Source organism: Streptomyces sp. NPDC005393 (genome assembly GCF_040606675.1).
Lineage (GTDB): Bacteria > Actinomycetota > Actinomycetes > Streptomycetales > Streptomycetaceae > Streptomyces.
In genome coordinates, this window is sequence record NZ_JBEXFG010000002.1 from 1 (window position 1) to 24,712 (window position 24,712).

The following is a 24,712-nucleotide window of genomic DNA, read 5'->3' on the forward strand; positions in this document are numbered from 1 at the left end:
AGAACCGGTCAACCAATGGCTCCACAATGGCCTTCGAACGCAGAAACAACGGCTCCTCAGCCATCTGCTCCCCACCCTCTCTTCGAGATCCAACGTCAAATATCGCCCCGGGAGTGCGGATGCCAACTCACCGCTGGCGGAACGCTGGACCACGGGAACGGCAGATGAAGTGCAGAGGTTGGACGGTCCCGCACACCTCACTCCACAGCGCACCCATGCGCTCGGTCAGCACTATGACGCGGGTTGCCGCATTCGATCAATAGTGTCCGGGAGCCCGTGAACTGAACACTCCGGAGTGTCACCTTTCGGCCGGGGCGTCGCTCAACTGCGGCAGCGCATCAGTTGAACACAGAAGGGGCTGCCGGTATGCACTGACTTCACGTAAAAATCACTCGAAAAGTCGGGCGGCTCTCGCCGCTTCATCCAGAAATGAGGTATCGACCCGGTGACTGATACAGAAGAGTCTGGCGTGCGCTACGAGAAGAAGGGCCATATCGCCTACGTCACACTCGATCGGCCCGCGGTGCTCAACGCGATGAATCTGCGCATGCACGAGGAACTGGCCCGGGTCTGGGACGACATCGAGGCGGACGACGACATAGGGGTCGCCGTACTGACCGGTGCCGGCGACCGGTCCTTCTCCGTCGGGCAGGACCTGCGCGAACGCTCCCGTCTCGACGGGCAGGGAGTCCCTCCGTCCACGTTCGGCAGTCGCGGTCAGCCGGGGTGGCCGCGGTTGACCGAGCGGTTCGGCTTGTCCAAACCGGTTGTCGCCCGGGTGAACGGCTACGCCCTCGGCGGGGGCTTCGAACTCGCCCTCGCCTGTGACCTCATCATCGCCTCCGACGAGTCGGTCTTCTCACTGCCCGAGGCGACCCTGGGGCTGGTGCCCGGTGCCGGAGGGGCCTTCAGGCTCGCACGACAGGTACCTCTGAAGGTCGCCATGGGCTATCTGCTGACCGGCCGCCGGATGAGTGCGGACGTGGCGCTGCGCCTGGGGCTGGTCAATGAGGTCGTGCCTGCCGAGGGATTGGATGACGCGGTCACCGCATGGACCGATGCGCTGCTCCGCAGCGCTCCCCTGGCCGTGCGTGCCATCAAGGAGGCCGTGATGCGCTCTGTCGACATGCCCCTGGAGGAAGCATTCGTCACCCCCTTCCCTTGGGAGCAGCAGCGCAGGCACAGCGCGGATGCCGTCGAGGGCCCGCGCGCCTTCACGGAGGGGCGTGAACCCGTGTGGCGGGGGCGCTGACGGCAGGTACCCGACACCTTACGCGCTGATCGCGCCCAGGGGACGGGCCACGGGTTCCCCTCAGGAGCGCCGCGGGGCCGTCGCGGCGACGGGCAGCCCCCTTTTCGCTAACTCCACGACGGAGCTTCCGGCCTCCGGGGCCGGCATGACTCCCCCCTTGTTAAGACAATGCCGTTGCCTTTGGGGTCGCTGCTATCTTTGGTTCAAGGTGATCTTGACGGCTGGCCGGTGCTGGCTGGCGGGTTCGTCGGAGGCTCTGCTGCGGCTCGGGGTGATGCACGATTTGAGCTTCGGCGCGCAGTCTCGTGACCGTCGTCGGGGCAGCAAGGCTCTGGTGATCTCAGTGAGGCCGAGGCGACGGTCACGTTTGCGTGCCGAGGGGGGAAAAGCCGGTCGGTGCAATTACCGAGCGGCGGATGACGTTCAGGGCCCGGGTGAACGAGGTCCGTTCCGCCGCGCACTGAGCGATGGGGGCGGCCTCGACGAGCAGGCCCCCGGGTGGCATGGTGAACGACCAAGTGAGCGAAGATCTCCTGCCGAATGCCGTCCGGGGTCTGTGAGCGCAGGATGGGTCTGTCGCGCTGGTGGGTCTTGATCTCGTCGAAGACGAGTTCAATCTCCCAGCGTCGTGCATAGCGTTCGGCGAGTTCGGCGGCCGGGTACTTCTCGTGGTCCATGAGGCTGGTGATCAGCCGGATCACCTCGGCCTGGCCGTCGATCCGGTATTCGACCACCCATACCGGGGCCGGCGGTGCCTTGACGGTCCCGGTCGCCTTGTTGGCTTTGTCCGCATGGATCCGGGCCAGATAGCTTCCATCGGCCAGGACGCCCTCTACAAGCCGCACGAGAACCTGCACTTCAGCGCCGCCCTGGACACGGTCGCCGACCTTACCGGCGTGATCGTGAGTGCCACGCACCGCACACCGTCGCCGACCACGCCCACTACCTGCACCGACGCCGCGCCTACGGCTCTTCCGGGTCAAACTGAACCGCCCCACACTGTTCGCTCAACTCGACGCCCTCGACTGGGACGAGACCCGCAACGCGAACGTGCGCGTGCACCGCACCGAGGAGAAGAACTCCACCCGGCACGAGATCCGCACCGTCCGCGTCCAGCCCCTCGCCAAGGACCAGGTCCGCTTCCCCCACGCGACCCAGGCCCTGCTGATCGAACGGGACACCACCGGCCGTGGCGGGTTCTGCTGCGCATCGGGGCCCGTCCTCGGGGCCGTCGGTCCGGTACTGAAGTGTCTTCGTCTCGCTCACCCGGGAACGGTATCCGAACAGGGTGAAGGGCCCCATACGGAGTGAGGCCCTCAGGTGTGACGGCCTTATGGCGTGACTGTGGAGACCACGTACACCTTCGGGTGCAAGGCGTGTTGACCGCTGACCGTGATCTTCACAACGGGCTGCGGATCCTTCTGTTTCAGGACCATTCCGGACCAATCCTGACCGCTGCCGAGATGCCAGCCCACCTTCACGGCCTCCTTGGCGCTGATGGTCACCTCGCCCTTCGCCAGGGCGGACGGGCGGGTGCCGAGCCGGGCGAGGAAGCGGTCGAGCCCCTCTCGGGACGTGATGAACTGCGCGTACAGCCGACTGGTGTCCCACGAGTTGGTCTCGTAGAACGCGACGTCCGCGGAGTAGGCCGGGATCGGCACATCGTAGATGCGCCGCTGCACCCTGCTCGGCCAGCCCACGGTGAGGCCCTTGGCCACGGCGCTCTCAGCCTTGTCCTCGCCGCCGTTGCGGCTCTGGATGGCCGAGATCACCAGATAGCCCGCCGGGATCGCGATCAGCAGGAAGATGATCACGCCCTTGACCCAGCGGCGGGGCGGCCGCCCGCCGTCGCCGCCGGGCGCGCCGGGCCGCTCGGGGGCGCCGCTGTCGCGGCCCGGCGGGGTGCCGCCCGTACTGCCGGGGCCCGCACCCGGCACGGGGCGCTGCTCGGCGGCGTTCACCGGTTGCCTGCCTCGCCGCGCGACGCCAGCCGCAGCGGGGAGGACCCCGCGCGCTCGTACCGCTCGACGCGTCGGCGGTTCGCGCGACGGAAGCGGCGGGCGACCAGCCGGGCGAGGTCGGCGGCGCCGACCATTCCGGCCTCGGGGCCCAGCTGAGCCTTGACGATCCGGGCCTCAGGCCGGTAGCCGCGGCCGGTGAGGGTGCGCCGGAAGGCGTCCCGGGCGGGCCCGATCAGCAGGTCGTCGGCGGCGCTGACGCCCCCGCCGATGACGAAGCAGGAGGGGTCGAGGGCGGCGGCGAGGTTGGCGATGCCGACGCCGAGCCACTGGCCGATGTCCTGGAGCAGCTCGACGCACATCGCGTCGCCCTCGCGCGCCAGCTCGGTGATCAGCGGCCCGGTGATCTCGTTGATGTTGCCGCCGACCCGGTCGGTGATGCCGTACGCCACCGGGGACTCGGCAGCGGCGAGCTCCCGGGCCTCCCGGACCAGCGCGTTGCCGGAGCTGTACTGCTCCCAGCAGCCGCGGTTGCCGCACGGGCAGCGATGGCCGCCGGGGACGACCTGCATATGGCCGAACTCGCCCGCGACACCGTACTTACCGCGCTTGACCTGGCCGTCCTCCAGGATGCCGCCGCCGATACCGGTGCCGAGCGTGATCATGACGAGATGGTCCTCGCCGCGGCCCGCGCCGAACCGCCACTCGGCCCACGCGGCGGCGTTGGCGTCGTTGTCGACCATGACGGGGACGTCGAGCCGCTCCGCGAGCCGGTCGCGCAGCGGCTCATTGCGCCAGGACAGATGCGGTGCGAACAGGACGCGGTTGCGATCGGCGTCCACCCAGCCCGCGGCGCCGATGCCCACCGCGTGCACATCGTGCCGGTCGGAGAGGTCCAGGACCAGCTCGGTGATGGTGTCCTCGACGACCTTGGGGCTCTTGGACTTGTCGGGCGTCTCGGCGCGCAGCTTCTCGAGGATGTTGCCGTCGGCATCGACGACCCCGGCCATCACCTTGGTGCCGCCGATGTCGATGCCGACGGTGGGGACCCGGGGCGCGGTCAGATGAGACCGGCGCTCGCGGGTGCCCACGGTCCGCAGCACGGTGGCCCGGGCCGAGCCCCGATGCACTCTTTCGCGGTAGATGCTCATCGGCCGGCCCCTTCACCGGTACGGGGGGTGCGGTCGCTGCGGGTGGGTGCTCGCAAGAGTTCGTCGTCCCTGCGGGGGTCTCGGGAGGCCGGGGGCCTCGGGCTGCGTGGTCGTGGCGGGTGGGACCCGCCGTGCGATTGTGCCTCACCTTGGCCTCACGCCGCATGGTGGAGCCCCGGGGCCACGCCCCGGACCCCGCTCCGTCCCGGTCCCCCCGCGCCCGCTCCGCGGGCCTTCGACGCACGGCCGGACTAGCTCTCTCCCTCCGGGCGCGCCAGCTCGTGGCTGAGCTGCTCCAGCTCGCTGCCGCCCGCCATCTGCCGGGTGAGCTCGTCCAGGGCGATCTCCTCCCTGGCGTGGCGGCCGGCCATCGCACCGCGCTTGAGGAGCACGAAGCGGTCGCCGACGAGATAGGCGTGGTGCGGGTTGTGGGTGATCAGGACCACCCCGAGCCCCGCGTCACGGGCGGCGGCGACGTACTTGAGCACCACCCCGGACTGTTTGACGCCCAGCGCCGCCGTCGGCTCGTCCAGCACGAGGACCTTGGCGCCGAAGTGGACGGCGCGGGCGATGGCCACACACTGGCGCTGGCCGCCGGAGAGGGTGCCGATGGGCCGGTCGACATCGGGCAGGTCGATGCCCATCCGCAGCAGTTCGCTCCGGGTCGTGGCACGCATCGTCGCCACGTCGAGGCGCTTGGCGGGGCCGTACCCCTTGCGCAGCTCGGAGCCGAGGAAGAAGTTCCGCCACACCGGCATCAGCGGGACGACGGCGAGGTCCTGGTAGACCGTGGCGATACCGCGGTCCAGGGCCTCGCGCGGGGAGCCGAGCAGGGTCTCCTCGCCGTCGATGGTGAGGCTGCCTCCGTCGTGCCGGTGCAGCCCGGCGACGATCTTGATGAGGGTGGACTTGCCCGCACCGTTGTCGCCGAGGACACAGATGATCTCCCCGGCGTGCACCTTTAGGGAGATGCCGTCCAGGGCCTTGACGTTGCCGTAGTACTTACTGATGTCGCGGAGCGCGATCAGCGGAGTCCGGGATGCCTGGGATGCCCCGGATACCTTGGATGTAGTCATTTGCTGGTCTCCGCCCGCTTGCGGACCCACCAGTTGAGCAGCGTGGCGAGCAGCAGCATCGCCCCGAGGAAGAACTGGAACCAGTCCGCGCCCCACTGCGCGTACACGATGCCCTTGTTGGTCATGCCGAAGATGAACGCGCCGACGGCGGCGCCGACCGCCGAGCCGTAGCCACCGGTCAGCAGACAGCCGCCGATGACGGCCGCGATGATGTAGAGCAGCTCATTGCCGACGCCCTCACCGGACTGGACGACGTCGTAGTTGAACAGCAGATGCTGCCCGGAGATCCAGGCAGCGAAGGCGACGCCCATATAGAGCCCGATTTTGGTGCGGTTCACCGGCACGCCCACCGCGCGGGCGGCCTCCTTGGCGCCGCCCACCGCGAAGATCCAGTTCCCGGCACGGGTGCGCAGCAGAATCCAGGTGGCGAGCGCGATCAGGGCGAACCACCACAGAACGGTGATCTGCAGATCGACATCCCCGAGGGACAGACGCGAGGCGAAGACCTGATGGGCGGAGGGAAAGCCCTCCATATCGGCGATGCTCTTGGTGGAGACGGTGTCGCTGATCATCTTGGTGAAGCCGAGGTTGCAGCCCTGGAGGATCAGAAACGTGCCGAGCGTGACGATGAAGCTCGGCAGATCGGTGCGCACCAGCAGATAGCCGTTGAAGAAGCCGATGGCGAGGGTGGCCAGCAGGGACACCCCGACGCCGACCCAGACGTTCGCCGTCATCTGGTACGAGAACATCGAGGAGATCAGCGCCGACGAGGTGACCATGACCCCGGTCGACAGATCGAACTCGCCGCCGATCATCAGCAGGGCGACCGGCACCGCCATGATCCCGATGGTCGACGAGGCGTAGAGCACGGTGCTGAAGCTCGACCACTGGAGGAAGGAACCGGCAACGACCGAGAAGAAGACGAAGACGGCGACGGCGCCGACGACCGCGCCCAGCTCGGGACGGGCCACCAGCCGGCGCGGCAGCGAAGCGCGGACCGGCCGCTCGTCGGCCGGCTCGGCACTCACGGGCGGTGCGTCCGCGCTCATCGGGTCCCCCGCTTCGTGTACGCGGCGAGCTCGGCGGCATCGTCCTTGGTGATGATCTGCGGACCGGTGAGGACCGGCTTGCCGCCGCCGAGGACATCGGCGTTGTACCGGTTGAGCCACAGCAGATCCACGGCCTCATAGCCCTGGAGATACGGCTGCTGGTCGACGGCGAAGCCGAGCGTGCCGTCCTGGAGCCCAGCGGCGACCTTCGCGTTGAGGTCGAAGGTGTCGATCTCGGCGTCGCTGCCCGCCTGGTCGGCGGCCTTGGCGGCGGTGTCCGCGAACGGCGCGCCGAGCGTCACGACGGCGTCGATACCCTTGTCCGACTGGAGCTTGGCCTCGATGGAGGACTCCACGTCGGGCATATTGCTGCCCTTGACGTAGACCTTCTCCATCTTCCCCTCGAAGGTCTTCGCCGCACCGTCGCAGCGCTGCTCATGGCCGACGTTGCCCTGCTCGTGCAGCACGCACAGCGCCTTCTTGCGGCCGCGCTTGTTCAGCTCCTCGCCGACGGCCTCGCCCGCGACGGTCTCGTCCTGGCCGACGTGGGTGAGCGCGCCGAACTCCTTGGACACCTCGGAGCCGGAGTTGACCGTGATCACCGGGATACCGGCCTTCTCGGCCTTCTTCACCACCGACTTCATGGCGTCGGGCTTGGCAAGGGTGACGATCAGCGCGTCGACCTTCTGGTCGATGTACGACTGGACCAGCTGCGCCTGCTCCTTGCCCTCCTCGTTGTTGGCGTAGAGGAACTTGATGTTGTCCTTGGCCGCCGCCTGCTTGGCGCCGCTGCGCACGATGTCCCAGAAGGTGTCGCCGTCGCCGGAGTGGGTGACCATCGCGAAGGTCCACTTCGGGGTGTTGACCGCCGCCCGCCCCTGCGCCGCCGCCTGGGCGGCCCGCTCCTCGGCGCGCTTGCCGCCCGTACTGCTGCACCCCGCCAGGGCCGTACCCAGTGCCGCCGCCAGCACGGCCGCGGTTATCGCGCGTACCCCTGTCCGAACCCTCGCCACGAAGAGTCGCCCTTCTCGCTGTCTGTCCCGCTGTCGTCTTCGCGGCCGGGGCGCCGCATGATCGGTCGGCCCGGCCGCCGCCCAAGTATCCGTTACGGGCGGACGCCGGGGCTCCGGGGGTCTTGAGCGGGTGCGCCGCCTCACGGGCACGGCAGCGGTCAGGGGCGTACGAGCAGCTGGAACTCGAAGGCGTAGCGCGAGGCCCGGTAGGTGTGCGAGCCGAACTCGACGGCCCGCCCGGTGTCGTCGTAGGTCGTCCGCTCCATGGTCAGCAGCGGCGCGCCCTCCGGCTCGCCGAGCTCCTCCCCCTCCTCCGCGGTGGCCGCGCGGGCGCCGACCGCCTGGCGGGCGCTGTGCAGGGTGATGCCGGCCGCGCGCATCAGCCGGTAGAGGCCGGTGTCCTCCAGCTCCTTGCTGTCCAGCTTCAGCAGACCGGCGGGCAGGCGGTTGGACAGATGCGCCATGGGCTCGCCGTGCGCCAGCCGCAGCCGCTCGATCACCACCACCTCGGTGCCCTCGGCGATCCCGAGCGCGGCGGCGACCTCGGCGGTCGCCGGCTCGGTGGTGTTCCGCAGGACGCGGGTGGCGGGGCGCTGGCCCGCCGCCTCCAGGTCGTCGTAGAGGCTGCTCAGCTCCAGCGGGCGCTTGACCTGGCTGTGCACCACCTGGGTGCCGACGCCCCGGCGGCGCACCAGCAGGCCCTTGTCGACCAGCGACTGGATGGCCTGGCGGACGGTGGGCCGGGACAGCCCGAGCCGCCCGGCGAGCTCGATCTCATTGCCGAGCAGGCTTCCGGGCGCCAGCCGCCCCTGCTCGATCGCCGCCTCAAGCTGCTGGGACAGCTGGAAGTACAGCGGGACCGGACTGCTGCGGTCGACGCTGAACTGGAGCGCTTCCGCCCCGCCAGAAGATTCTTCTTCCTGCATTGCCACGGGGCGAGCGTATCCGGATGAGCTGATGACGGGAAGTCGTGAAGTTCTGTTGTCCGGACAAACTACTCGGAGAAACGGACAACGCTGTCATCGTCGCGGGCGCCGTCCGCCGCCGGCCGCGCCGCCCGCGCGGCCCGCGCCTGCTTCCGGCTCGCCCCGGAGCGGGGGCGGCAGCGGGGGCGAGACACCGCCTAGAAGGCACGCTCGCGCAGCCGTGCGGCGGACCGCGCCAGCCGTACGGCGCCGGCCACGGGGAGGCTGAGCGCCATCAGGAGGGCGAGCACGATCGAGGGGGCGCTGATCCCGTCGAACACCAAGGCGAAGACGTGAGCGAGGAACGGCACCGTCACCAGGGGCGACAGCACGAACAGCGTGGCCTGCCACTTCTCGCGCCGCACCCACGGCGCGGACCGCCACAGCCGTACGAGAGCGGCGAAGGCGGCGACCAGCCCGAGCGGTATGCCGATCCCCGGGACGAGACACAGCGGCACGGGCAGGACGGCGAGGACGAGCGTCACCCAGGTGCCTCCCACGTTCTCCGGCTCGGGAGGGATGCTGCCCAACTCCTCGGCCAGCGCGTCCTCCGCGATCTCCCGCGGGGTCCCGAGCCAGTCGAGTACGTGGTGCACCCGCTCCTCGCCGACCTCCGTGCCGCCGTCTTCCGCGAGGGCCGCCTCGATCTCCTCGCGCAGATCCGCGAGCAGCTCCTCGCGCCGTTCGGCGGGGAGCGCCGCGGTCTGCTGCTCGACCGATGCCAGAAAGGTCCGCACGAGAGGGTGGCTGAGGGCACTGCGCATATCGTCTCTCCGGGGCGAGGAAACGGCCGCCGGTCCAGGGCACTACGACCGGCATCCGTCAGCGTGTAGTACGTCGTGACGGCCCGCTGCCGGATTCGCGCAAATGCGCAACCGCGACGCCGGGCTCGTCGGGCCAGACCTCTAATCCGTGGCGCGGTCGGTGGGGGTGCGGGTCATGGCCTGGTCGAGCTGGCCCCTGGTGAGGCCGGCGGGGAGCCGGGGGGTGTCCGGGCGGGCGCGCAGACCGTCCAGGAGAAGGGCCACGATCCGGCGGGCCGCGCGGTCCCAGTCGTCGGCGGGCAGCTGGGCGTGGGCGAGCATCGCGCCCGTGACGATGAGATCGGTGGCGGTGGCGTCGGGGCGGACGGAGCCGTCGTCGATACCCCGGTTCAGCACCTCGGTCAGGGAGCGGGTGATCTGCGGACCGAGCGGGTCGCCCTGGCCCGGGAGCGGGCCCGGGGTGCCCAGCAGCGGCAGGGCGAGGTGCCGGCGCTCCTCCATGAGCCGGTCGAAGAAGCCGGCCAGGGCGTCGAGCGGGCGCGCCGTGCTGTGCTCGGCCTCGCCGGCCAGCGCGGCGAGGAGCTCGTAGGAGCGGTGGACGACGGCGGCGCACAGCTCCTCGCGGTCCGCGAAGTTCCGGTACAGCGTGGCGATGCCGACCCCGGCCTCGCGGGCGACGACGTCCAGCGGCGCACCCGGCCCGTCGCGCAGCAGGACCTGTTCGGCCGCGTCGAGCAGGGCGACACGGTTGGCGACGGCGTCCGAGCGGCGGCGGGTGGGCTGGGCGGGACTCATGCGGTCCATCTTCCTCTCCGGACGCCCAGCCGCACGGGCCCGTGGTGGAAGCTGTTCCGGGTGACGGTCCGCTACCTCATCCACTCGTCCTCGTACTTCTTGTACGTGCCGTCATGCGTGGCCAGCTGGACCCACTGGTCGACGTACTCCCTGAACTGCGCATCGCCGCGCGGCAGGACATACGCCTTCTCGGCGAAGGAGAACGGCTTGTCCGGATGGACCGCGCACAGCTCCGGGTGGATGGCGGACTGATAGCGGGTCTCGCTGGCGTCCGTCATCATCACATCGGCGCGGCCCGCGATGATCTCGTCGAAGATCGTGGTGTTGTCCGGGTGGACGGTGAGGGTGGCCCGCTTGATATGCGCGCGGGCGAACTGCTCGTTGGTGCCGCCCGGGTTGACGATCACCCGCACGCCCGGCCGGTCGATGTCCTCCAGCGTCTGATACTTCGCCTTGTCCTCGCACCGCACGATCGGCGTCTTGCCGTCGGTCAGATACGGCTCGCTGAAGGACGCCTTACGGGCGCGGGCCAGGGTCACCGACACCCCGCCCATGCCGACGTCACAGCGCCCGGCGGCGAGGTCGTCCACCAGCTTGGCCCAGGTGGTCGCCACGAACGCCGGCTTGGCGTCCAGGCTCTTGGCGAGATCCCCGGCCATCGCGATGTCGATGCCCGTGTAGGCGCCGGTCTTGGGGTCGAGATGGCTGAACGGCCGGTAGTCCCCCGTCGTGCAGACGCGCAGCACCCCGCGGTCGGGCACCCGGTCGAGCAGGGTGCCGCGCTGCTGCTTGCGGTCGGCGGCGGGCTCCGGCGCGGAGCCGGCGGCCAGTGCCGAGCCGGCGGCGAGGGCGGCGAGCACGGTGGCGAGGGCGGACAGCGTGACGGTACGTCTCACGGCATCTCCTGGGCACGGACGGGGCGGGGGCACGGACGGGGCGGGGCACGGGCGGCACGGGTGGCACGGACGGCATCGGCGGCACGCACGAGGGCACGCCGCGGCTTGCGGCACGCCGCCGCGCTGCGCGCATGATCACAGCGCGCTCAGGGTGACAGAAGTCCCCGCCGCCGTGAACCCGTCGACCGTCTGCTGGGATGCGGTCCCGTCCCGCGAGGAACCGCCGTCCGTGCGCCCGTCAGTGCGGCTCCGGTCCGGCGTCCAGCGGCGGCGCCACCTCCGCGAGGCGGGCCAGCAGCTCGGAGACGCGCTTGGCCACGGTGTCCCGGTCGCCCTCGGAGAGCGCCGAGCCCATCCCGCAGGCGACCGCCCCGGCGGCGATCCACTCCGGGGCCTCGGCAGGGGTCACCCCGCCCGTCGGCATCACGGCGGCCTGCGGCAGCGCGGCCCGTACATCGGTGACCCATCTGGGCCCGTAGGCCGAGGCGGGGAAGAGCTTCAGGGCGTCCGCGCCCAGCTCCATCGCGCGCAGCGCCTCGGTGGGCGTGGCGACGCCTGGGAAGACCGGCAGTCCGTAGCGGTGGCCGGTGCGGATGACCTCGGCGTCCAGGCCCGGCGAGACGAGGAAGCGGGCGCCCGCGTCGACCGCCATCCGGGCGGAGGCGGCGTCGAGCACCGTGCCCGCGCCGATCACCGCGTCATCGCCGACCTCCCGGATGAGGGTGGTGACCGCCTCCAGCGCGAAGGGCGTGGTCAGTGAGATCTCCAGGCTGGTGATGCCGGCGGAGAGCAGGGTGTCCGCCGTCGCGTTGGCGTGGTCGTAACTGTCGCTCCGGACAATGGCAAGGACGCGCTGCGCAAGCGCGGCCCGGGTGATCTCCCAGCGGTACACGGCGGTCGCCGCCTTTCCTCTCCGAGGGTCTGCCTGTGATGCCGCACCGGATTGCCCCCGGGATATGCGACATTTTCGGTGTGCGGTTGACGATCTGCGGTGCTGCGGTGCGCTTGGTGATCCGCTCCGGGATCCTTACCTGTCTGCGTCTCTCCGTCTGTGTGCGTGATCTCCGGGGGTGAGGCCGGCTCAGCGGTGGACCGCGCCGCCACCCTTCGTCAGCTCCGTGAGCGCCCGGTCCCGCGCGGCGGCGGTGGGCAGCCCGTCCGTATCGGTGGCGGCCTGGACGACGAGCGCGGCGACGCAGGCGGCCTCGGCGAGCGCCCGGTGCTCGGGCAACCCGCGCAGCCGGGCCGACAGATAGCCCGCCGCGAAGCCGTCACCGGCGCCGACCGGGTCGACGACCGGCACCGCGTGGGGTGACTGGTCCCAGCGTCCGTCCAGGGTGAGGACCGACGAGGAGTGGTCGGCGCGCTTGATCACGACCTCGCCGGCCGCGCCGCGCAGCAGCTCCCGGGCGGCGTCGTCGGCCGGCTGGGCGGTCAGCAGCTCCAACTCGTCCTCCCCCGCGAGGACGATATCGGCCTCGCGCAGCAACGGCCCGGCCGTCTGGGCCCACTGCGCCGCGCCGCCCAGCTTGCTCCGTACGTTCGGATCGAAGGACACCCGCGCCCCCGCCTCCCGGGCCAGCTCCACCAGACGCCGGCTCGCGGCGGCCGCGGTCGGCGACAGCATCGGCGTGATCCCCGATATGTGCAGCAGCCGGGCGCCTTCGAGGGCCTCGGGGCGTATCTGCTCGGGGGTGAGCCGGGAGGCGGCCGATCCCATCCGGTAGTACTGCACATCGATGGCGCGGTGCGGATGGCTGTCCCGCATCATCAGCCCGGTGGGAGCGTGGTCGTCCACGACGGCGTGCGCGACATCCACACAGTCGGCGCGCAGCTCGCGCAGCACCGCCTCGCCCGCCGGGTCGGCACCGACCCGGCCGAGCCAGCGCACCCCATGGCCGAGCCGGGCGAGCCCCACGGCCACATTGGACTCGGCCCCCGCCACGGAGCGGCGGAAGTGCACGGCCCGGTCCAGCGGAACCCCGGGTTCGGCGAGCAGGAGCAGCATCGCCTCGCCGCACGTGACCACTTCCGGACCGTTCGCCACCGGTGCCTCCCCACACGTCCGCTTCTACCGAAACGTTATCGGGAAGGAGTGACATGGGACCGCCCGGGGTTCCGAGATCGTTATGGACGAGACCAAGACGGGATCAAGGCGGGATCAAGACGGCGCCAAGCCGGGGCGAGCGCGCACGGTGCGTCAGACGGTGGGGGTGGTGCCCCCGTCGATGACGTACTCGGCGCCGACGACGGCGGACGCGCGGTCGGAGACGAGGAAGGCGACCAACTCGGCGACCTCCCGCGGCTCGTCGGGGCGGCCGAGCGGAATGCCGCCGAGGGAGTCCATCAGCCGCTCCAGGGCAGCTTCGGGGGCGATCCCCGCCCCTTCGGCGATCCGGTCGACGAGAGCCTCCGCGGCGGCGGTCCGGACGAAGCCCGGGGAGACGGTGTTGACCCGCACCCCGTGCGGGGCGACCTCATTGGCCAGGCCCTTGCTGTAGGTGGTCAGCGCGGCCTTGGCGGCAGCGTAGGCAAGCGTGCCGTTCCACAGCGGCATCCGGCGCTGGATCGAGGTCACGTGGACGATCACTCCCTTCCCCGCCTCGATCATCCCCGGCAGCAGACCGCGGTCCAGCCGGACGGCGGCCAGGAGGTTGATGTTCAGCTCCTTGGCCCACTCGTCCTCCCCCAGGGCCGCGTACCCACCGGCCGGCGCGTCCGAGCCGCCGAGGGTGTTGACCAGGATGTCGACCCGGCCCAGCCGGTCGAGCGCCTCGGCGACGACGGTGGCGGCCCCCTCGGCGGTGGCGAGGTCGGCCGCGATGAACCGCTCCGGATCAAGGCCCTCGGGCCGGCGGCGGGCGGTCACCAGCACGGTGGCGCCGGCTCGCGCCAGCCGGTCCGCGATGGCCGCGCCCGACCCCTGGGTGCCGCCGGTGACCAGGGCGCGGCGGCCGTCGAGGGATTCGGGGAGGGGCTCGGCGAGGGGTTCGGCGAAGGGGGTGCTCGCGGGAGTGCTCACAGTGCCCACGGTACGTCGGCGGAAGATCACCGGCAGGGTGCCGCGGCCGTGACCGCTGCCCCGGCGATGCGCTGCGGCCGCTGCCCTGGCACAGGGCAGCTGCCGCAGCGCGGGGGGTGGCGGTCTTCGTGGGTGGCGGGCTGGGTCAGCAGCCGTAGTCCACCAGGTCGAACGACGCGTAGTGGTCGGAGGTGTAGTAGTCCTCGTCCGTCTTCTTGCCGGTGACGATGCGGCGGGCGCCGCGGTCGCTGGAGCCCGGGGTGATGACGGTGTACTCGTGGTAGTAGCCGGAGGACTGGGACGGAAGGACGCCCTCGCGGTTCTGGAAGACAACGCCGTCCTGCGGGTACGGGAAGGGCCCGCCCTGGTCGATCAGGTCCAGGGTGTCATGGGCCTGGGACGGCAGGTCGGAGTAGCAGATGTCGCCGACGGCCGCGATGACCTGGGTCGATGCGACGGTCCGGGGCGCGAGCGGCGCGGCGGCGGTGGCCGTGGCGGCCGTACCACCGATGATCAGCGTCGAGGCGAGGGCTCCGAGGGCACCGATGCGGGCAATCCGTGGGGGGATTTTCATGCGGATAGCATGACGCGCGTAGACCATGACGTGTCAATGCCAAGTCACCTTCGTTCCCCACGAGTTCACAAGACCTGCGCGAACCGTCACGACCGATAACCGAAGCGTAATCTTGCCTATCAGGCAAAAGGTTTGCCTCTGAGGCACAAGATGGCTATACCAGTGATATGAATCCCATCCCCCACGGGGCTGCGGACGGATCCACCGACGAATCGGCCGGCGGAGCGCCCGCCGAGCTGCCCACCGTCGCCCCCCGCCTGCGTGACCTGCGACGACGCAGCAGTCTGACGCTCGAGGCCGCCGCCCAGCGCGTCGGTCTCTCGCCCGCGCATCTGTCCCGGCTGGAGACGGGCCGCCGCCAGCCATCGCTCCCGATGCTGCTGACCCTGGCCCGTACCTATGGAACCACGGTATCCGACCTCCTCGGCGAGGTGGCGCCGGAGCGGGACCCGATCATCCGGGCCCGCCGTATGGAGGCGTCCGAGGCGGGCGGCTGGACGTACTGGCAGGCCGGCGGCTCGGGCCGGGCCATGCAGGCGCTGCGGCTGCATGTGCCGGAGCGGTCCGGCCGGCAGGACGAGCTGGTACGGGTCCACCCGGGCGAGGAGTGGCTGTACGTCCTCCGGGGGCAGCTGCGGCTGGCCCTCGGCGAGGCGATCCACGTACTCGACGTCGGCGACGCCGCCCACTTCGACTCCCTCACCCCACACCGCATCGCCGCCGTCTCACCCGGCGGTGCGGATCTGCTCTTCGTCCACACGCTGCTGCAGAGCGGCGCGGCCGAGCTGTGCCTCGGCGACACCGCTAGCGAAGGAAGGCCTGGTACCCCGTGAACGACCGCATCAACGACGGCGCCCACGACGCCGCCGCCCACACCCCGGCGCCCAAGGTGATGAACGAGGAGGACAGGGCACCGATGTCCCTGACCGTCCGGGTCTTCATCTATCTCGTGGGCGTCCATTTCATCGCCGCGTTTCTCTTTATGCTCTTCTACCTGGGCGGCGCGAAGTAGAGGCTCGCGCTTGAAGTAGCGGCTCGCGTCTTCGCCCTGCCTCTTTGCGCTGCCTCACCCCGCGTTGGTGGAGAACAGCCCGCCCGTCGGCCCCTGCTTGTCGCCGCCCTGCGCCTTCTTGAGGGCGTTCGCCAGACCCTCGATGGTGAGCGACTGCAGAATCACCCGGCCGTTGCCCTCCAGCGTGGCCAGCGAAAGCCCCTCGCCGCCGAAGACCGCGTTCATCAGCCCCTGGCGGTTGAGCCCGCCGATGCGCTGCACCCCGTACTGAATGCCTTCCTCGAAGGCCACGATGCAGCCCGTGTCGACCTCGATCCGGCCCCCGAAATCGGCCGGATTGAGGTCGATGAAATTACCCGCACCACAGATGATCACGGTGCCACGTCCGGTGAACTTCTCCAGGATGAACCCCTCACCGCCGCTGCGCCCCGTCTTCCCGCCCTGAAACGCGATACCGAATTCCACGGTCGACTCGGCCGCCACAAAGGCGTCCTTCTCCGCAAACCAGGCCCGCGTCCCGTCCAGCTCCAGCGCCCGCATCTCCCCGGGCAGCACCCCCGCGAAGCCGACGGTCCCCTCACCCCCGGTCGAGGTGAAGTACTGAAACGCCAGCGACTCCCCGGCCAGCGCCCGCTGCCCCACCTGCATCGCGGTCCCCATCGCCTGCCGCAGCATCCCGCCCATCCCGCCGCCGCCACTGCCTCCTGAAGGCTGCCCCTGGGTGCTCGGCCCGGACAGCCGGGTCTCCATCGTCACGTTCGCCGTCTTGAACAGGAACTTCCCGGCCTCGCAGTACACGGTCTGGCCCGGCTTCAGGCTGCAGACGGCCATCTGCATGGCGTTCCCGACGATCTCTTGCTGCAGGGTCACTGCCGGCCTCCTCGATGTGGTCGTTATCGGACATCCCCGTCAACGATCGACCCGAACCGTTCGGTTCCGTCGGGTGGCGCAGGTCTCTCCCGGCCCTCGCCGAAGACGGGACCCGGCCGGGCACTCAGTGCGACGATCGCTTCACACGGTCTGCGATCACCCGCCCCGCAGCTGGAGGTAGCACAACGATGAAGGACAGCGCCTCGGCGACGGCCCGCAGGATGTGGGCCCTGTTCGAGCCCATCCACGCGGTCACCTACTTCGCACCGGAGGCCCTCACGGCGTACGAGGACGCGGGCCTGCGCGGCTTCTGGCGCGGCTACTTCGCGTGCCGCGCCGCCCCTCTCGGCCCGGTCGGGCCGGAGCCCGTCGTCGCCGCCTTCTTCAGCTTCGCCCCCGGCATGGTCGCCCGCGCCCTGCCCGACGCATGGGCCCTGACCGCCCCCGAGCGCGCCCTGGAGCTACGCCACGCGGGCGCCGTCGCCGCGCTGCGGCGTCTGCTCGCCGGGTACGAGGGCGAGGTGGAGCGGGCCGCCGAGGCCCTGGTGCCCCGGGCCGCCGGCCTGGACGGGTCCGGCCGCGTACTGGCCGCCGCCAACGCCTCGTTGGACTTCCCCGACAAGCCCGCCGACCGCCTCTGGCACGCCGCCACCCTCCTGCGCGAGCACCGCGGCGACGGCCACGTCGCGGCCCTCGTCTCCGCCGGCCTCGACGGCTGCGAGGCTCTCGCCCTCCGCGCCGCCATCGACCTCCCCCGCACCGAACTCCAGCCCTACCGCGGCTGGACCGACCAGGAGTGGGAAGCGGCCCAGCAGCGCCTGGCCGAGCGCGGCTGGCTGGACCCGTCAGGCTCCGCGACGGACGCCGGACGCGAGGTCCTGCGCACGGTGGAGGAGGCGACGGACCGGGCCGCGGAACGGCCGTGGCGGGCGCTGGACCCCGACGAGGTCGGCCAACTCGTCCGCCTGCTCAGCCCCCTGGCAGCCGCCTGCGGCGCGGCGCTCCGCTTCCCCAACCCCATCGGGCTCCCGAAGCCGGTGCCCTAAGCGGTCAGCTGACGCCACCCGCCCGTCTGCTCTCGCACTGCGCCTGACGGTAGGCCCGCAGCAGAGCCCGGCCGGTCCCGCACTCCTCGGTGGGCTCCCGGCAGCTTCGGCAGCCCGCGGAGTGGTCCAGTGCCGCGCGCCATGCCTCATCTGTGTCGGCGTCGCGGCCGGGGCCGAGGGCGGAGGCGGCCATGACGTACGTCCGCATGGGCGAGCGCGGCGCAGGGCCGAGCGCGGCTGGTTCTGGCAGGCGGTGTTGGGCGGCCTCGACGATCGTCGAGCCATCGGGCGCGTTGCCGCAGCGAACGAGATCGTCGCTGCGGCCGCTCCATCTCCCGCGCCACTGGGTCGTTGAGCACCTGATCGACGCGCTCGGAAGCTGACGCACTGCCCGACGCCACCCGCGGTGTCTCACCCCGCGGTGCGTGTCCCCTTGATGCCGAGGGTCATCATGGGCGCCTTCGCCTTGCCGGTCATCGTGTCACCGTCGATCGACACGGTGAACGTGACCTTCATGGTGAAGGGTGAGGTGAGTGCGGCGGTGAAGCCGATCTCGGTGCCGTCGACGCGGCCGTCTTCGATCGGGACGCCGTCGAAGGTCCCGGTCAGGGTCGTCGCGTCGGCGTTGAGGACAAGGGCGGCGTGCTGCTGGCCGCGTGGGGTGCGGAAGGTGACCGTCCAGGTGCCGTCCGCCGACGGGGCGGGCTCCTGCTGGCGCGCGCGGGGGTTCTGCCGACGGCGGTAGGCGGCGGCCGCCTCCTGGTACCGCTGGTGTTCGGCCGCGTGGTCCGGCGCGTCGGCGGGGTCGAACGCGCCGGGGGCGAAGAACCCGGTGAGAGCGTCGTTGGCGCCGACGGCGTGGCGCCCGGAGCGGGGCAGCATGTCGGCTTCGTAGCGGGTGACGGCGGCGTCGAGGGTGGGCTCCTCGGCGATGGCGCGGGCGAGTTCGGCCGCGTCGAGCATGGCGAGGTTCGCGCCGAATCCACCGAAGGGCGCCATCAGGTGGGCCGCGTCGCCCAGCAGTGTGACGCCGGGGGTGTGCTCCCAGGTGAGGGGGGCGGGCAGGGCGTGGACGGGGCGGTTGACGTAGTCGCCGTCGTTGTCGGTGACGAAGGGCAGCATCTGCTCCGCCCAGCCGGAGAACTCCGCGAGCAGGAAGCGCCGTACGGAGGCCGCGTCGTCGAGGTCGACGCCGGCGGTGGCGTGCCAGTCGAGGTCGATGCGCATGGCGACGTATCCGCGGACATGGCCGTTGCTGTTGCGCTGGCCGATGATGGCCCGTCCGTCGCCGTCGTTGGCGAACATATGGCCGTCGCCGACGAGTTTCGCGATCCCGGGGTGGCGGCGGTCGACGTCCTCGAAGCGGACGTCGAGGAAGGAGACGCCGCTGTACTGCGGCCGAGCGGGGCTCAGTAAGGGCCGCACACGGGACCAGGCGCCGTCGGCGCCGACGACCAGGTCCACCTCGGCATGCGCGCCGCCCGCGAAGTCCAGGCGGTGCCGCCCCTCGCCCAGGGGTGATGCCGCGATCAGCTTGTGTCCCCAGCGCACGGTGCCGGGCGCGATGTGAGCGGCGAGCATGGCGCGCAGTTGTCCGCGGTCGATCTCGGGGGCGGCGATGTCGTCCTGGTCGGGGACGAAGGAGTCGAGCACGGCACCGTGCTGGTCGAGGCGGCTGTTGGCCTGGCCCTCGGGCCGGGCGAGCTCGGTGAAGGCGTCCATCAGGCCGGCGTCCTCGAGCGCGATCTGCCCGGAGTCGGCGTGCAGGTCGAGGGTGCCGCCCGGGTCGCGGGCGTCCACTGAGGCGTCGGCGTCGTACACGGTGGCCTCGATGCCGTGGATCTGCAGGACGCGGGCGCACGTCAGGCCCGCGGGGCCCGCGCCGACGATGGCGATACGGGGGGTGGTTTTCATGGTGGGTCTCCTTCGGTGTGGAGTGACCGCCGCGTGGCCGCGTCCGCAGGGGGCCGGGGCAGGACAGAAAGCGCACCTCAGCGCTTACTTAACGAGCGGTCGGTAAGTGAACGTAGCTGAACGGGCGGTCGGTAAGCAAGTAGGATGGCGGCGACGAAAGGAACCGCGATGGCCACGACCACGGGACATGAGCGACGCAGCGGCCTTGAGACACGCGCGGAGATTTTGCGCGTGGCGCTGAGACTGTTCACCGACAAGGGTTTTGAGGCGACCTCGACCCGGGACATCTCGGAGGCGCTCGGCCTGACGAAGTCGTCGCTCTACTACCACTTCCGCAATAAAGAGGAGATCGTGGCGAGCCTCGTGACCGAGCGCCGCCAGGAACTGGACGAGCTCGTCGAGTGGATCACCGCGCAGCCCAGGACGCCTGATCTGCCGCAGCGGGCAGCGCTGCGGTGGGTGGAGAGCACCACGCCCGAGCGCCTTCAGGCCATGCGCCTCGCGCATGCCAACCAGCCGATCATGCGGCGGCTGGCGGACAGCGGACAGGACATCCGCAGCGCTTTTGACCGCGTCATCGACCTTCTCGTTGACGATGACGCAAGCACGCAGGACCGCCTCCTGCTGCGCATGACCTTCGACACCGCCGCCGCGGCGCTCCTCTCGGCGCAAGGAACCGACACCAGCACCGAGGACATCATCGCGGTCGCCCGCCGCGCCAGCCTCGCCCTCGCCCAGGCGACCGCGGACCACGACCAGCGCGGTGCCGAGGCCTGACATCACCCCCGCGGGCGCGAACCCGGTCATCCTCAGCCTCGCGCAAGGGCACGAGGCTAAGCGCCGCCCAACTCCGCGTGGCGCGCGGCCAGCCGCTTCGCGCCGTCCTCCGTCAGCGCCCCGTGCAGCCGCAACCGCGCGATGCCGCCGTCCGGGTAGATGTCGATGCGGACGTGGGTCACCGGTGGCGCCTCGTCCAGCAGGAAGCGGTGGACCGTGTCGGGCTGGAGGCGGGTGCGGGGCAGGAGTTCGGTCCAGCCGGGGGCCGTGTGGTCGGCCGGGACCGCGCCCGACGTCGCGTCGAGGCCGTACAACGCCGCCCAGCCCGCCGCGTTGCCCTTGTAGCAGCCGGTGTCGATCTCCACGGCGCGGATCGACGCCTGGGCGGTGAGGCGGTAGCGGACCCAGTCGTGGCCCTTGTCGCGGCGGCGGCGGGTTTCCCAGCCCTCGTCCATTTTGTGGGAGCGGCCGGGCTGGATGGAGTTGGCGGGTGGGGAGTAGAAGCGGTCGGAGGCGTCTTCGGCCGCGCCGCCGTTCTCCAGGGCGACCAGGTCGAAGGTGGCGAGCGCGGTGAGCCAGCGGGGGTCGGGGGCGACCTCGCCGTGGACGCGGAGGCGGGCGATGCCGCCGTCGGGATGTTGCTTCAGGCGGAGGTGGGTGAAGCGGCGCTCCACCGCGATCGCGAAGCCGTTGGCCGCGTGGCCGCCCACCGGGGTGCGGGGGACGAGTTCCGTCCACTCCACCTCGTCGGCGAGGAGTTCGTCCGGCGACGGGGCGCCTGGTACGGACGTCGCCTCGACGCTCACCGCCTGCGGGTAGTTGCCGCGGAAGTGGGCGGTGTCCACGACGATGCCGTGGACGACACCCGGCGCGCCGAGGCGGATCAGGGCCCAGTCGTGGTCCTCGTCGGTGGGGTGCGGGGTCTCGGCCGAGGCGCCGCGGCGGCGCCTCGTCTCCCAGCCGTCCATGACCTTGCCCTTGTGGCCGAAGGTCTCGGGGTCGAAATGCGGCGCCTCGGGCCGCAGCAGGTTCTCGCGTTCGGCGAAGAACTCGTCGTTGGCCGCGAGGACGCTTCCGCCGAGCCGCCGGTCGGCCAGGTCCGCCAGACGGGTGAAGGGAAAGTCCGCGGTGCGGTAGTCGGCGTACGGGTCGCCGCCGCCGTACGGGGTGGCGTCGCCGGTGAAGCGGGGGATCGGCGCGGTCATGCGCGGGGCTGCCTTTCCAGGAGTCGGCCGGTGGGTTCGGCCGGCGCGCCATGGTCGGCTATCTTCCGGCCGCGCAGCCAGGTGGACCGTACGACGCCGTGCAGCGTCTTGCCCGCGTAGGCGGTGACCTGGTTGCGGTGGTGGAGGGCGGTGGGGTCGACGGTGAAGGTCTCGTCGGGTGCGAGGACCGCGAAGTCGGCGTCGCGGCCGGCCTCGATGGCGCCCTTATGGCCGAGGCCGACCAGTGCGGCGGGGGCGGTGGACATCCAGTGGGCGACGTCCTGGAGGGTGTGGCCGCGGCGGCGGGCCGCCGTCCAGACGGCGGGGAGGCCGAGTTGGAGCGAGGAGATGCCGCCCCAGGCCCGCCCGAAGTCGTCGACCTTGAGATCGGCGGTGCAGGGCGAGTGGTCGGAGACGACGCAGTCGATCAGCCCGGCGGCCAGGCCCTGCCAGAGCGCGTCCTGGTTGGCGGCCTCCCGGATGGGCGGGCAGCACTTGAACTCGGTGGCGCCGTCGGGGACTTCCTCGGCCGTGAGGGTGAGGAAGTGCGGACAGCTCTCGACCGTGATCCGCACGCCCTCGCGCCGGGCGTCGGCGATCAGCGGGAGCGCTTCGGCGGAGGAGAGGTGGAGGACGTGGACGCGGGCGTCGAGCCGTCGCGCGAGCGCAATGAGCCCCGCGATGGCGTGGTTCTCGGCGTCGCGCGGGCGCGAGGCGAGGAAGTCGGCGTAGTGCGGGCCGGTGGGCGGCGGGGCGCCGTCGATGAGCTGGGGGTCCTCGGCGTGCACGATGAGCAGTCCGCCGAAGCCGGCGATCTCGGCGAGGGCGGTTTCCAGCTCGGCGGGGGAAAGCTGCGGGAACTCCTCCACACCGGAGGGGAGCAGAAAGCATTTGAAGCCGAGGACGCCGGCGTCGTGCAGCGGCTTCAGATCCGCCGCGTTGCCGGGGACGGCCCCGCCCCAGAAGCCGACGTCGACATGGGCCGACCGCCGGGCGACGGCCCGCTTGGTCTCCAGCGCCTCGGCGGTGGTGGTCGGCGGGACGCTGTTGAGCGGCATGTCGACGAGGGTGGTGACGCCGCCGGCCGCGGCCGCGCGGGTGGCGGAGGCGAAGCCCTCCCACTCGGTGCGGCCGGGGTCGTTGACGTGGACGTGGGTGTCGACGAGGCCGGGGAGGAGAACGTCGTCCCCCAGCTCCTCGACCCGGGTCCCGGCGGGGACTTCGGAGTCGTACGGCTCGACGGCCGCGATGCGGCCCCCGGCGACGGACACGGAGGCCGCGCGCATGCCGTCCGGGGTGACCACATTCCTCGAGCGCAGCACCAGCTCCACGTCGAGCACCGGGCACCCACCTCCGCTTCCGTCACTCTTCGGCGACTCGGCTTCCGTGACTCGAGATCAACATTCCGTTGAATCTTTCCCTCCGCCGTCTGCCCGGTCAAGACTCCATCCGCCGAGACCCGCCCCCAGAGGGATTCCATAAAATGGAAGTTGATTCTCGAGAAGCAGAACGCGTGCGGGGACGGTCGCCGGACGGCCGACGGACCGCCGCCCCGGCAAACCGGCCGTGACCGGCGCCAACAGCATTCCGAAGCCCCTGTGGACGCCGCCGTGGACCGGTAGGCTGCCCGTGGCCGGCCGGCCGCGAATCGTCACCGCGCGCGGGCCGGTGCCGCCCGCTGTGAAAGGAAATGCCGACGTGCCGTCCGCCGAGCCCAAGACCGCCGCTGCCAGCTCAGGGGGCGTCCAGTCCCTCGAGCGCGCCTTCGATCTGCTGGAGCGGATGGCCGACGCCGGGGGCGAGGTCGGGCTGAGCGAGCTCTCCGGCAGCAGCGGACTGCCGCTGCCCACCATCCACCGGCTGATGCGCACGCTGGTGGCCTGCGGCTACGTACGCCAGCAGCCCAACCGGCGCTACGCCCTCGGCCCCCGGCTGATCCGGCTCGGCGAGAGCTCGTCACGGCTGCTCGGCACCTGGGCGCGGCCGTATCTGGCGCGGCTGGTGGAGGAGACCGGCGAGACCGCGAACATGGCGCTGCTGGACGGCGATGAGGTCGTCTACGTCGCGCAGGTGCCCTCGCGCCACTCGATGCGGATGTTCACCGAGGTCGGCCGGCGGGTGCTGCCGCACTCGACGGGCGTCGGCAAGGCGCTGCTGGCCACCACGCCGCCCGAGGAGGTACGCGCCCTCCTCGCCCGTACGGGCATGCCCGCCGCGACCAAGAAGACGATCACCTCGCCTGACGAGTTCCTCGACGCCCTGCGGCAGGTGCGCGAGCTGGGCTACGCGGTGGACGACAACGAGCAGGAGATGGGCGTCCGCTGCCTCGCCGTGTCGGTGCCCGACTCCCCGACGGCGGCGGCCATCTCGATCTCCGGCCCGGCGGGCCGGGTGACGGACGAGGCCACCGAGGACATCGTGCCGATCCTCCAGCAGGTCGCGGCCGACCTCTCGGGCGCCCTGGCCAACGCCGCCTCCGCCTGACGTCACGGCGCGGGGCGGCGGCCGTGCGGTACGGGCGGCGCCGCCCGCCGACCTCGCGCCCCGCCCGTGTCGGGCCGCACCCGCCACATGCGCGGGCAGCCGCCCGGCGGGTGTTCGCCCGCTGGCGGGGCGTACGGCCCGGCGGGCCGACCCGACGCCAAGCGGCATGGGCGCGCCGTACGCGCACAAGGCGGGGCGACAGCCCCGGCCCGGCCCGCTCAACCGTGCCCAAGGCGGCCATAGCCAGCAGTGCCCCGGGACGGGGCGGCCAAAGCCAGCCACAGGCAGGCCGGCCCCGAGCCGCCCGACGGCACGTGCACATGCGCCGGGCGGGCCGCAGCCCCGGCCGACGGCGGGGAGGCACCGTCGGTGGGGCGGCCCGGGGCCGGTGGGGCCCCGGGGGCTTCTCTCAGTCCCTCCCCCGCGACTGCGGCACGCTGCCGAAGACGTCGATCGCCGCCCGGACGCCCGTCAGGGCCGGGCCCAGGGCGCTGACCGAGCCCAGGGCGCCCGCGATGAGCAGGAGGGAGCGGCGGAGGCGATGGAGCTCGGGGGCTCCGGTGCGGGCCATGGCGTCCAGGGCGGCCAGCTCGTCGTCCGCGATCGCCCGGTCGGGTAATTCCACCGGATGGGCGGCCAGGTCGCGCCTCAGCCGGGCCACGGCCAGACGCAGTTCGGCCGCTCGTGGGTCTCCATCGGTGCCCGCCACTCGCCTGGGTTCCACGACTGCGGCGCCCTCCACTGACGAGGCCCCTGGTGCGTCCCAGAGCCTCGTTCCATCGTTGGACAACACTGCCCTTCTCCCCCTCGCGCACTGTTGCACGAGCCTGCCCCCTCTCCCGCACGGCCGCCATGCGCCGATTCGGGCACAAGGGGCTGCGGATCAGTT

Annotated in this window: 27 protein-coding genes; 7 read left to right on the forward strand and 20 right to left on the reverse strand. The window is 71.5% G+C overall.

The genetic code is table 11. The annotated features are described in order from the left end of the window. Nucleotides 1-445 precede the first annotated feature (445 nt). Complete coding sequence (dpgD, locus tag ABZS71_RS02495) at nt 446-1,252, forward strand: enoyl-CoA-hydratase DpgD (RefSeq protein WP_356206898.1); 807 nt, start codon at nt 446-448, stop codon at nt 1,250-1,252. 203 nt (nt 1,253-1,455) lie between these two features. Here the strand turns inward: dpgD and ABZS71_RS02500 are convergent, their stop codons facing one another. Continuing rightward, nucleotides 1,456-2,169 (reverse strand): transposase, encoded by a 714-nt coding sequence (locus ABZS71_RS02500; protein ID WP_356206900.1) that lies wholly within the window; start codon nt 2,167-2,169, stop codon nt 1,456-1,458. A gap of 133 nt (nt 2,170-2,302) precedes the next feature. On the opposite strand from ABZS71_RS02500, the gene ABZS71_RS02505 reads away from it, so the two are divergent. After that, nucleotides 2,303-2,563, forward strand: coding sequence for a hypothetical protein (locus tag ABZS71_RS02505; RefSeq protein ID WP_356206903.1), 261 nt, complete (start codon nt 2,303-2,305; stop codon nt 2,561-2,563). A 20-nt stretch (nt 2,564-2,583) separates the two neighbouring features. Here the strand turns inward: ABZS71_RS02505 and ABZS71_RS02510 are convergent, their stop codons facing one another. The 13 genes from ABZS71_RS02510 to ABZS71_RS02570 form a co-directional block, all read right to left on the reverse strand. Next, the gene (locus ABZS71_RS02510; protein WP_356206905.1) at nt 2,584-3,213 is read right to left on the reverse strand and encodes a hypothetical protein; all 630 of its coding nucleotides are present in this window, start codon (nt 3,211-3,213) and stop codon (nt 2,584-2,586) included. Then, nucleotides 3,210-4,361 carry an ROK family glucokinase gene (locus tag ABZS71_RS02515; protein WP_355849005.1) on the reverse strand — a complete coding sequence of 384 codons (1,152 nt, stop codon included), beginning with the start codon at nt 4,359-4,361 and terminating at the stop codon, nt 3,210-3,212. The genes ABZS71_RS02510 and ABZS71_RS02515 overlap by 4 nt, the downstream gene beginning before the upstream one ends. Before the next feature lie 251 nt (nt 4,362-4,612). Next, entirely contained in the window at nt 4,613-5,437 is an 825-nt protein-coding gene (locus tag ABZS71_RS02520; protein ID WP_356206908.1) for an ATP-binding cassette domain-containing protein, read from the reverse strand. After that, the gene (locus ABZS71_RS02525; protein ID WP_356206910.1) at nt 5,434-6,486 is read right to left on the reverse strand and encodes an ABC transporter permease; all 1,053 of its coding nucleotides are present in this window, start codon (nt 6,484-6,486) and stop codon (nt 5,434-5,436) included. Before ABZS71_RS02525 ends, ABZS71_RS02520 begins: the two co-directional genes overlap by 4 nt. Further along, a complete protein-coding gene (locus tag ABZS71_RS02530) occupies nt 6,483-7,457 on the reverse strand; it encodes a sugar ABC transporter substrate-binding protein (protein ID WP_356206913.1) in 975 nt (324 codons plus the stop codon). The genes ABZS71_RS02525 and ABZS71_RS02530 overlap by 4 nt, the downstream gene beginning before the upstream one ends. A 200-nt stretch (nt 7,458-7,657) precedes the next feature. Beyond that, complete coding sequence (locus ABZS71_RS02535) at nt 7,658-8,425, reverse strand: GntR family transcriptional regulator (protein ID WP_355849150.1); 768 nt, start codon at nt 8,423-8,425, stop codon at nt 7,658-7,660. 197 nt (nt 8,426-8,622) lie between these two features. Beyond that, a complete protein-coding gene (locus ABZS71_RS02540; RefSeq protein WP_355849014.1) occupies nt 8,623-9,228 on the reverse strand; it encodes a hypothetical protein in 606 nt (201 codons plus the stop codon). Nucleotides 9,229-9,369: 141 nt separating this feature from the next. Next, a complete protein-coding gene (locus ABZS71_RS02545) occupies nt 9,370-10,023 on the reverse strand; it encodes a TetR/AcrR family transcriptional regulator (RefSeq protein ID WP_355849017.1) in 654 nt (217 codons plus the stop codon). Between the two features lie 71 nt (nt 10,024-10,094). Then, on the reverse strand, nt 10,095-10,919 hold the full coding sequence (locus tag ABZS71_RS02550) for a transporter substrate-binding domain-containing protein (RefSeq protein ID WP_355849020.1): 825 nt from the start codon (nt 10,917-10,919) through the stop codon (nt 10,095-10,097). A gap of 238 nt (nt 10,920-11,157) precedes the next feature. Further along, nucleotides 11,158-11,811, reverse strand: coding sequence for a bifunctional 4-hydroxy-2-oxoglutarate aldolase/2-dehydro-3-deoxy-phosphogluconate aldolase (locus ABZS71_RS02555; protein WP_355849023.1), 654 nt, complete (start codon nt 11,809-11,811; stop codon nt 11,158-11,160). A 189-nt stretch (nt 11,812-12,000) separates the two neighbouring features. After that, nucleotides 12,001-12,966 carry a sugar kinase gene (locus tag ABZS71_RS02560; protein ID WP_355849025.1) on the reverse strand — a complete coding sequence of 322 codons (966 nt, stop codon included), beginning with the start codon at nt 12,964-12,966 and terminating at the stop codon, nt 12,001-12,003. Between the two features lie 153 nt (nt 12,967-13,119). Then, nucleotides 13,120-13,941 carry an SDR family oxidoreductase gene (locus ABZS71_RS02565; RefSeq protein ID WP_356206915.1) on the reverse strand — a complete coding sequence of 274 codons (822 nt, stop codon included), beginning with the start codon at nt 13,939-13,941 and terminating at the stop codon, nt 13,120-13,122. A gap of 145 nt (nt 13,942-14,086) precedes the next feature. After that, nucleotides 14,087-14,515: a ribonuclease gene (locus tag ABZS71_RS02570; protein ID WP_356206918.1), complete on the reverse strand. Its 429-nt coding sequence runs from the start codon at nt 14,513-14,515 to the stop codon at nt 14,087-14,089. Between the two features lie 167 nt (nt 14,516-14,682). On the opposite strand from ABZS71_RS02570, the gene ABZS71_RS02575 reads away from it, so the two are divergent. Continuing rightward, nucleotides 14,683-15,348: an XRE family transcriptional regulator gene (locus ABZS71_RS02575; RefSeq protein ID WP_355849033.1), complete on the forward strand. Its 666-nt coding sequence runs from the start codon at nt 14,683-14,685 to the stop codon at nt 15,346-15,348. Next, entirely contained in the window at nt 15,345-15,527 is a 183-nt protein-coding gene (locus ABZS71_RS02580) for a DUF6126 family protein (protein ID WP_355849036.1), read from the forward strand. The genes ABZS71_RS02575 and ABZS71_RS02580 overlap by 4 nt, the downstream gene beginning before the upstream one ends. A gap of 54 nt (nt 15,528-15,581) precedes the next feature. On the opposite strand, the gene ABZS71_RS02585 is transcribed toward ABZS71_RS02580, so the two are convergent. Then, nucleotides 15,582-16,397, reverse strand: coding sequence for an AIM24 family protein (locus ABZS71_RS02585; RefSeq protein WP_355849039.1), 816 nt, complete (start codon nt 16,395-16,397; stop codon nt 15,582-15,584). A gap of 188 nt (nt 16,398-16,585) precedes the next feature. On the opposite strand from ABZS71_RS02585, the gene ABZS71_RS02590 reads away from it, so the two are divergent. Then, on the forward strand, nt 16,586-17,443 hold the full coding sequence (locus tag ABZS71_RS02590) for a hypothetical protein (RefSeq protein WP_355849042.1): 858 nt from the start codon (nt 16,586-16,588) through the stop codon (nt 17,441-17,443). A gap of 4 nt (nt 17,444-17,447) precedes the next feature. Here the strand turns inward: ABZS71_RS02590 and ABZS71_RS02595 are convergent, their stop codons facing one another. Together ABZS71_RS02595 and ABZS71_RS02600 are read right to left on the reverse strand one after the other, a co-directional pair. Continuing rightward, nucleotides 17,448-17,651, reverse strand: a complete 204-nt coding sequence (locus tag ABZS71_RS02595; protein WP_356206921.1) for a hypothetical protein — start codon at nt 17,649-17,651, stop codon at nt 17,448-17,450. A 203-nt stretch (nt 17,652-17,854) separates the two neighbouring features. After that, nucleotides 17,855-19,357, reverse strand: a complete 1,503-nt coding sequence (locus ABZS71_RS02600; RefSeq protein WP_356206924.1) for an NAD(P)/FAD-dependent oxidoreductase — start codon at nt 19,355-19,357, stop codon at nt 17,855-17,857. A gap of 168 nt (nt 19,358-19,525) precedes the next feature. On the opposite strand from ABZS71_RS02600, the gene ABZS71_RS02605 reads away from it, so the two are divergent. Beyond that, nucleotides 19,526-20,134: a helix-turn-helix domain-containing protein gene (locus ABZS71_RS02605; RefSeq protein ID WP_355849083.1), complete on the forward strand. Its 609-nt coding sequence runs from the start codon at nt 19,526-19,528 to the stop codon at nt 20,132-20,134. Nucleotides 20,135-20,190: 56 nt separating this feature from the next. Here the strand turns inward: ABZS71_RS02605 and alc are convergent, their stop codons facing one another. Next, nucleotides 20,191-21,339 (reverse strand): allantoicase, encoded by a 1,149-nt coding sequence (alc, locus tag ABZS71_RS02610; protein ID WP_356206927.1) that lies wholly within the window; start codon nt 21,337-21,339, stop codon nt 20,191-20,193. Continuing rightward, the gene (allB, locus tag ABZS71_RS02615) at nt 21,336-22,679 is read right to left on the reverse strand and encodes an allantoinase AllB (RefSeq protein WP_356206929.1); all 1,344 of its coding nucleotides are present in this window, start codon (nt 22,677-22,679) and stop codon (nt 21,336-21,338) included. Before allB ends, alc begins: the two co-directional genes overlap by 4 nt. A gap of 358 nt (nt 22,680-23,037) precedes the next feature. Between allB and ABZS71_RS02620 the strand changes: the two genes are divergently transcribed. After that, complete coding sequence (locus ABZS71_RS02620) at nt 23,038-23,823, forward strand: IclR family transcriptional regulator (RefSeq protein ID WP_355849092.1); 786 nt, start codon at nt 23,038-23,040, stop codon at nt 23,821-23,823. 409 nt (nt 23,824-24,232) lie between these two features. On the opposite strand, the gene ABZS71_RS02625 is transcribed toward ABZS71_RS02620, so the two are convergent. Continuing rightward, nucleotides 24,233-24,547, reverse strand: a complete 315-nt coding sequence (locus ABZS71_RS02625; protein WP_355849095.1) for a DUF5955 family protein — start codon at nt 24,545-24,547, stop codon at nt 24,233-24,235. Nucleotides 24,548-24,712: the final 165 nt, after the last annotated feature.

Bases quoted from the DNA above. Each gene is read 5' to 3' on its own strand.
- ABZS71_RS02570 (WP_356206918.1), bottom strand. From the start codon at position 14,515: ATGAAAATCCCCCCACGGATTGCCCGCATCGGTGCCCTCGGAGCCCTC.
- ABZS71_RS02520 (WP_356206908.1), bottom strand. From the start codon at position 5,437: ATGACTACATCCAAGGTATCCGGGGCATCCCAGGCATCCCGGACTCCG.
- alc (WP_356206927.1), bottom strand. From the start codon at position 21,339: ATGACCGCGCCGATCCCCCGCTTCACCGGCGACGCCACCCCGTACGGC.
- ABZS71_RS02540 (WP_355849014.1), bottom strand. From the start codon at position 9,228: ATGCGCAGTGCCCTCAGCCACCCTCTCGTGCGGACCTTTCTGGCATCG.
- ABZS71_RS02525 (WP_356206910.1), bottom strand. From the start codon at position 6,486: ATGAGCGCGGACGCACCGCCCGTGAGTGCCGAGCCGGCCGACGAGCGG.
- ABZS71_RS02535 (WP_355849150.1), bottom strand. From the start codon at position 8,425: ATGCAGGAAGAAGAATCTTCTGGCGGGGCGGAAGCGCTCCAGTTCAGC.
- ABZS71_RS02605 (WP_355849083.1), top strand. From the start codon at position 19,526: ATGGCCACGACCACGGGACATGAGCGACGCAGCGGCCTTGAGACACGC.
- ABZS71_RS02515 (WP_355849005.1), bottom strand. From the start codon at position 4,361: ATGAGCATCTACCGCGAAAGAGTGCATCGGGGCTCGGCCCGGGCCACC.
- ABZS71_RS02600 (WP_356206924.1), bottom strand. From the start codon at position 19,357: ATGAAAACCACCCCCCGTATCGCCATCGTCGGCGCGGGCCCCGCGGGC.
- ABZS71_RS02575 (WP_355849033.1), top strand. From the start codon at position 14,683: ATGAATCCCATCCCCCACGGGGCTGCGGACGGATCCACCGACGAATCG.
- ABZS71_RS02595 (WP_356206921.1), bottom strand. From the start codon at position 17,651: ATGCGGACGTACGTCATGGCCGCCTCCGCCCTCGGCCCCGGCCGCGAC.
- ABZS71_RS02545 (WP_355849017.1), bottom strand. From the start codon at position 10,023: ATGAGTCCCGCCCAGCCCACCCGCCGCCGCTCGGACGCCGTCGCCAAC.
- ABZS71_RS02590 (WP_355849042.1), top strand. From the start codon at position 16,586: ATGAAGGACAGCGCCTCGGCGACGGCCCGCAGGATGTGGGCCCTGTTC.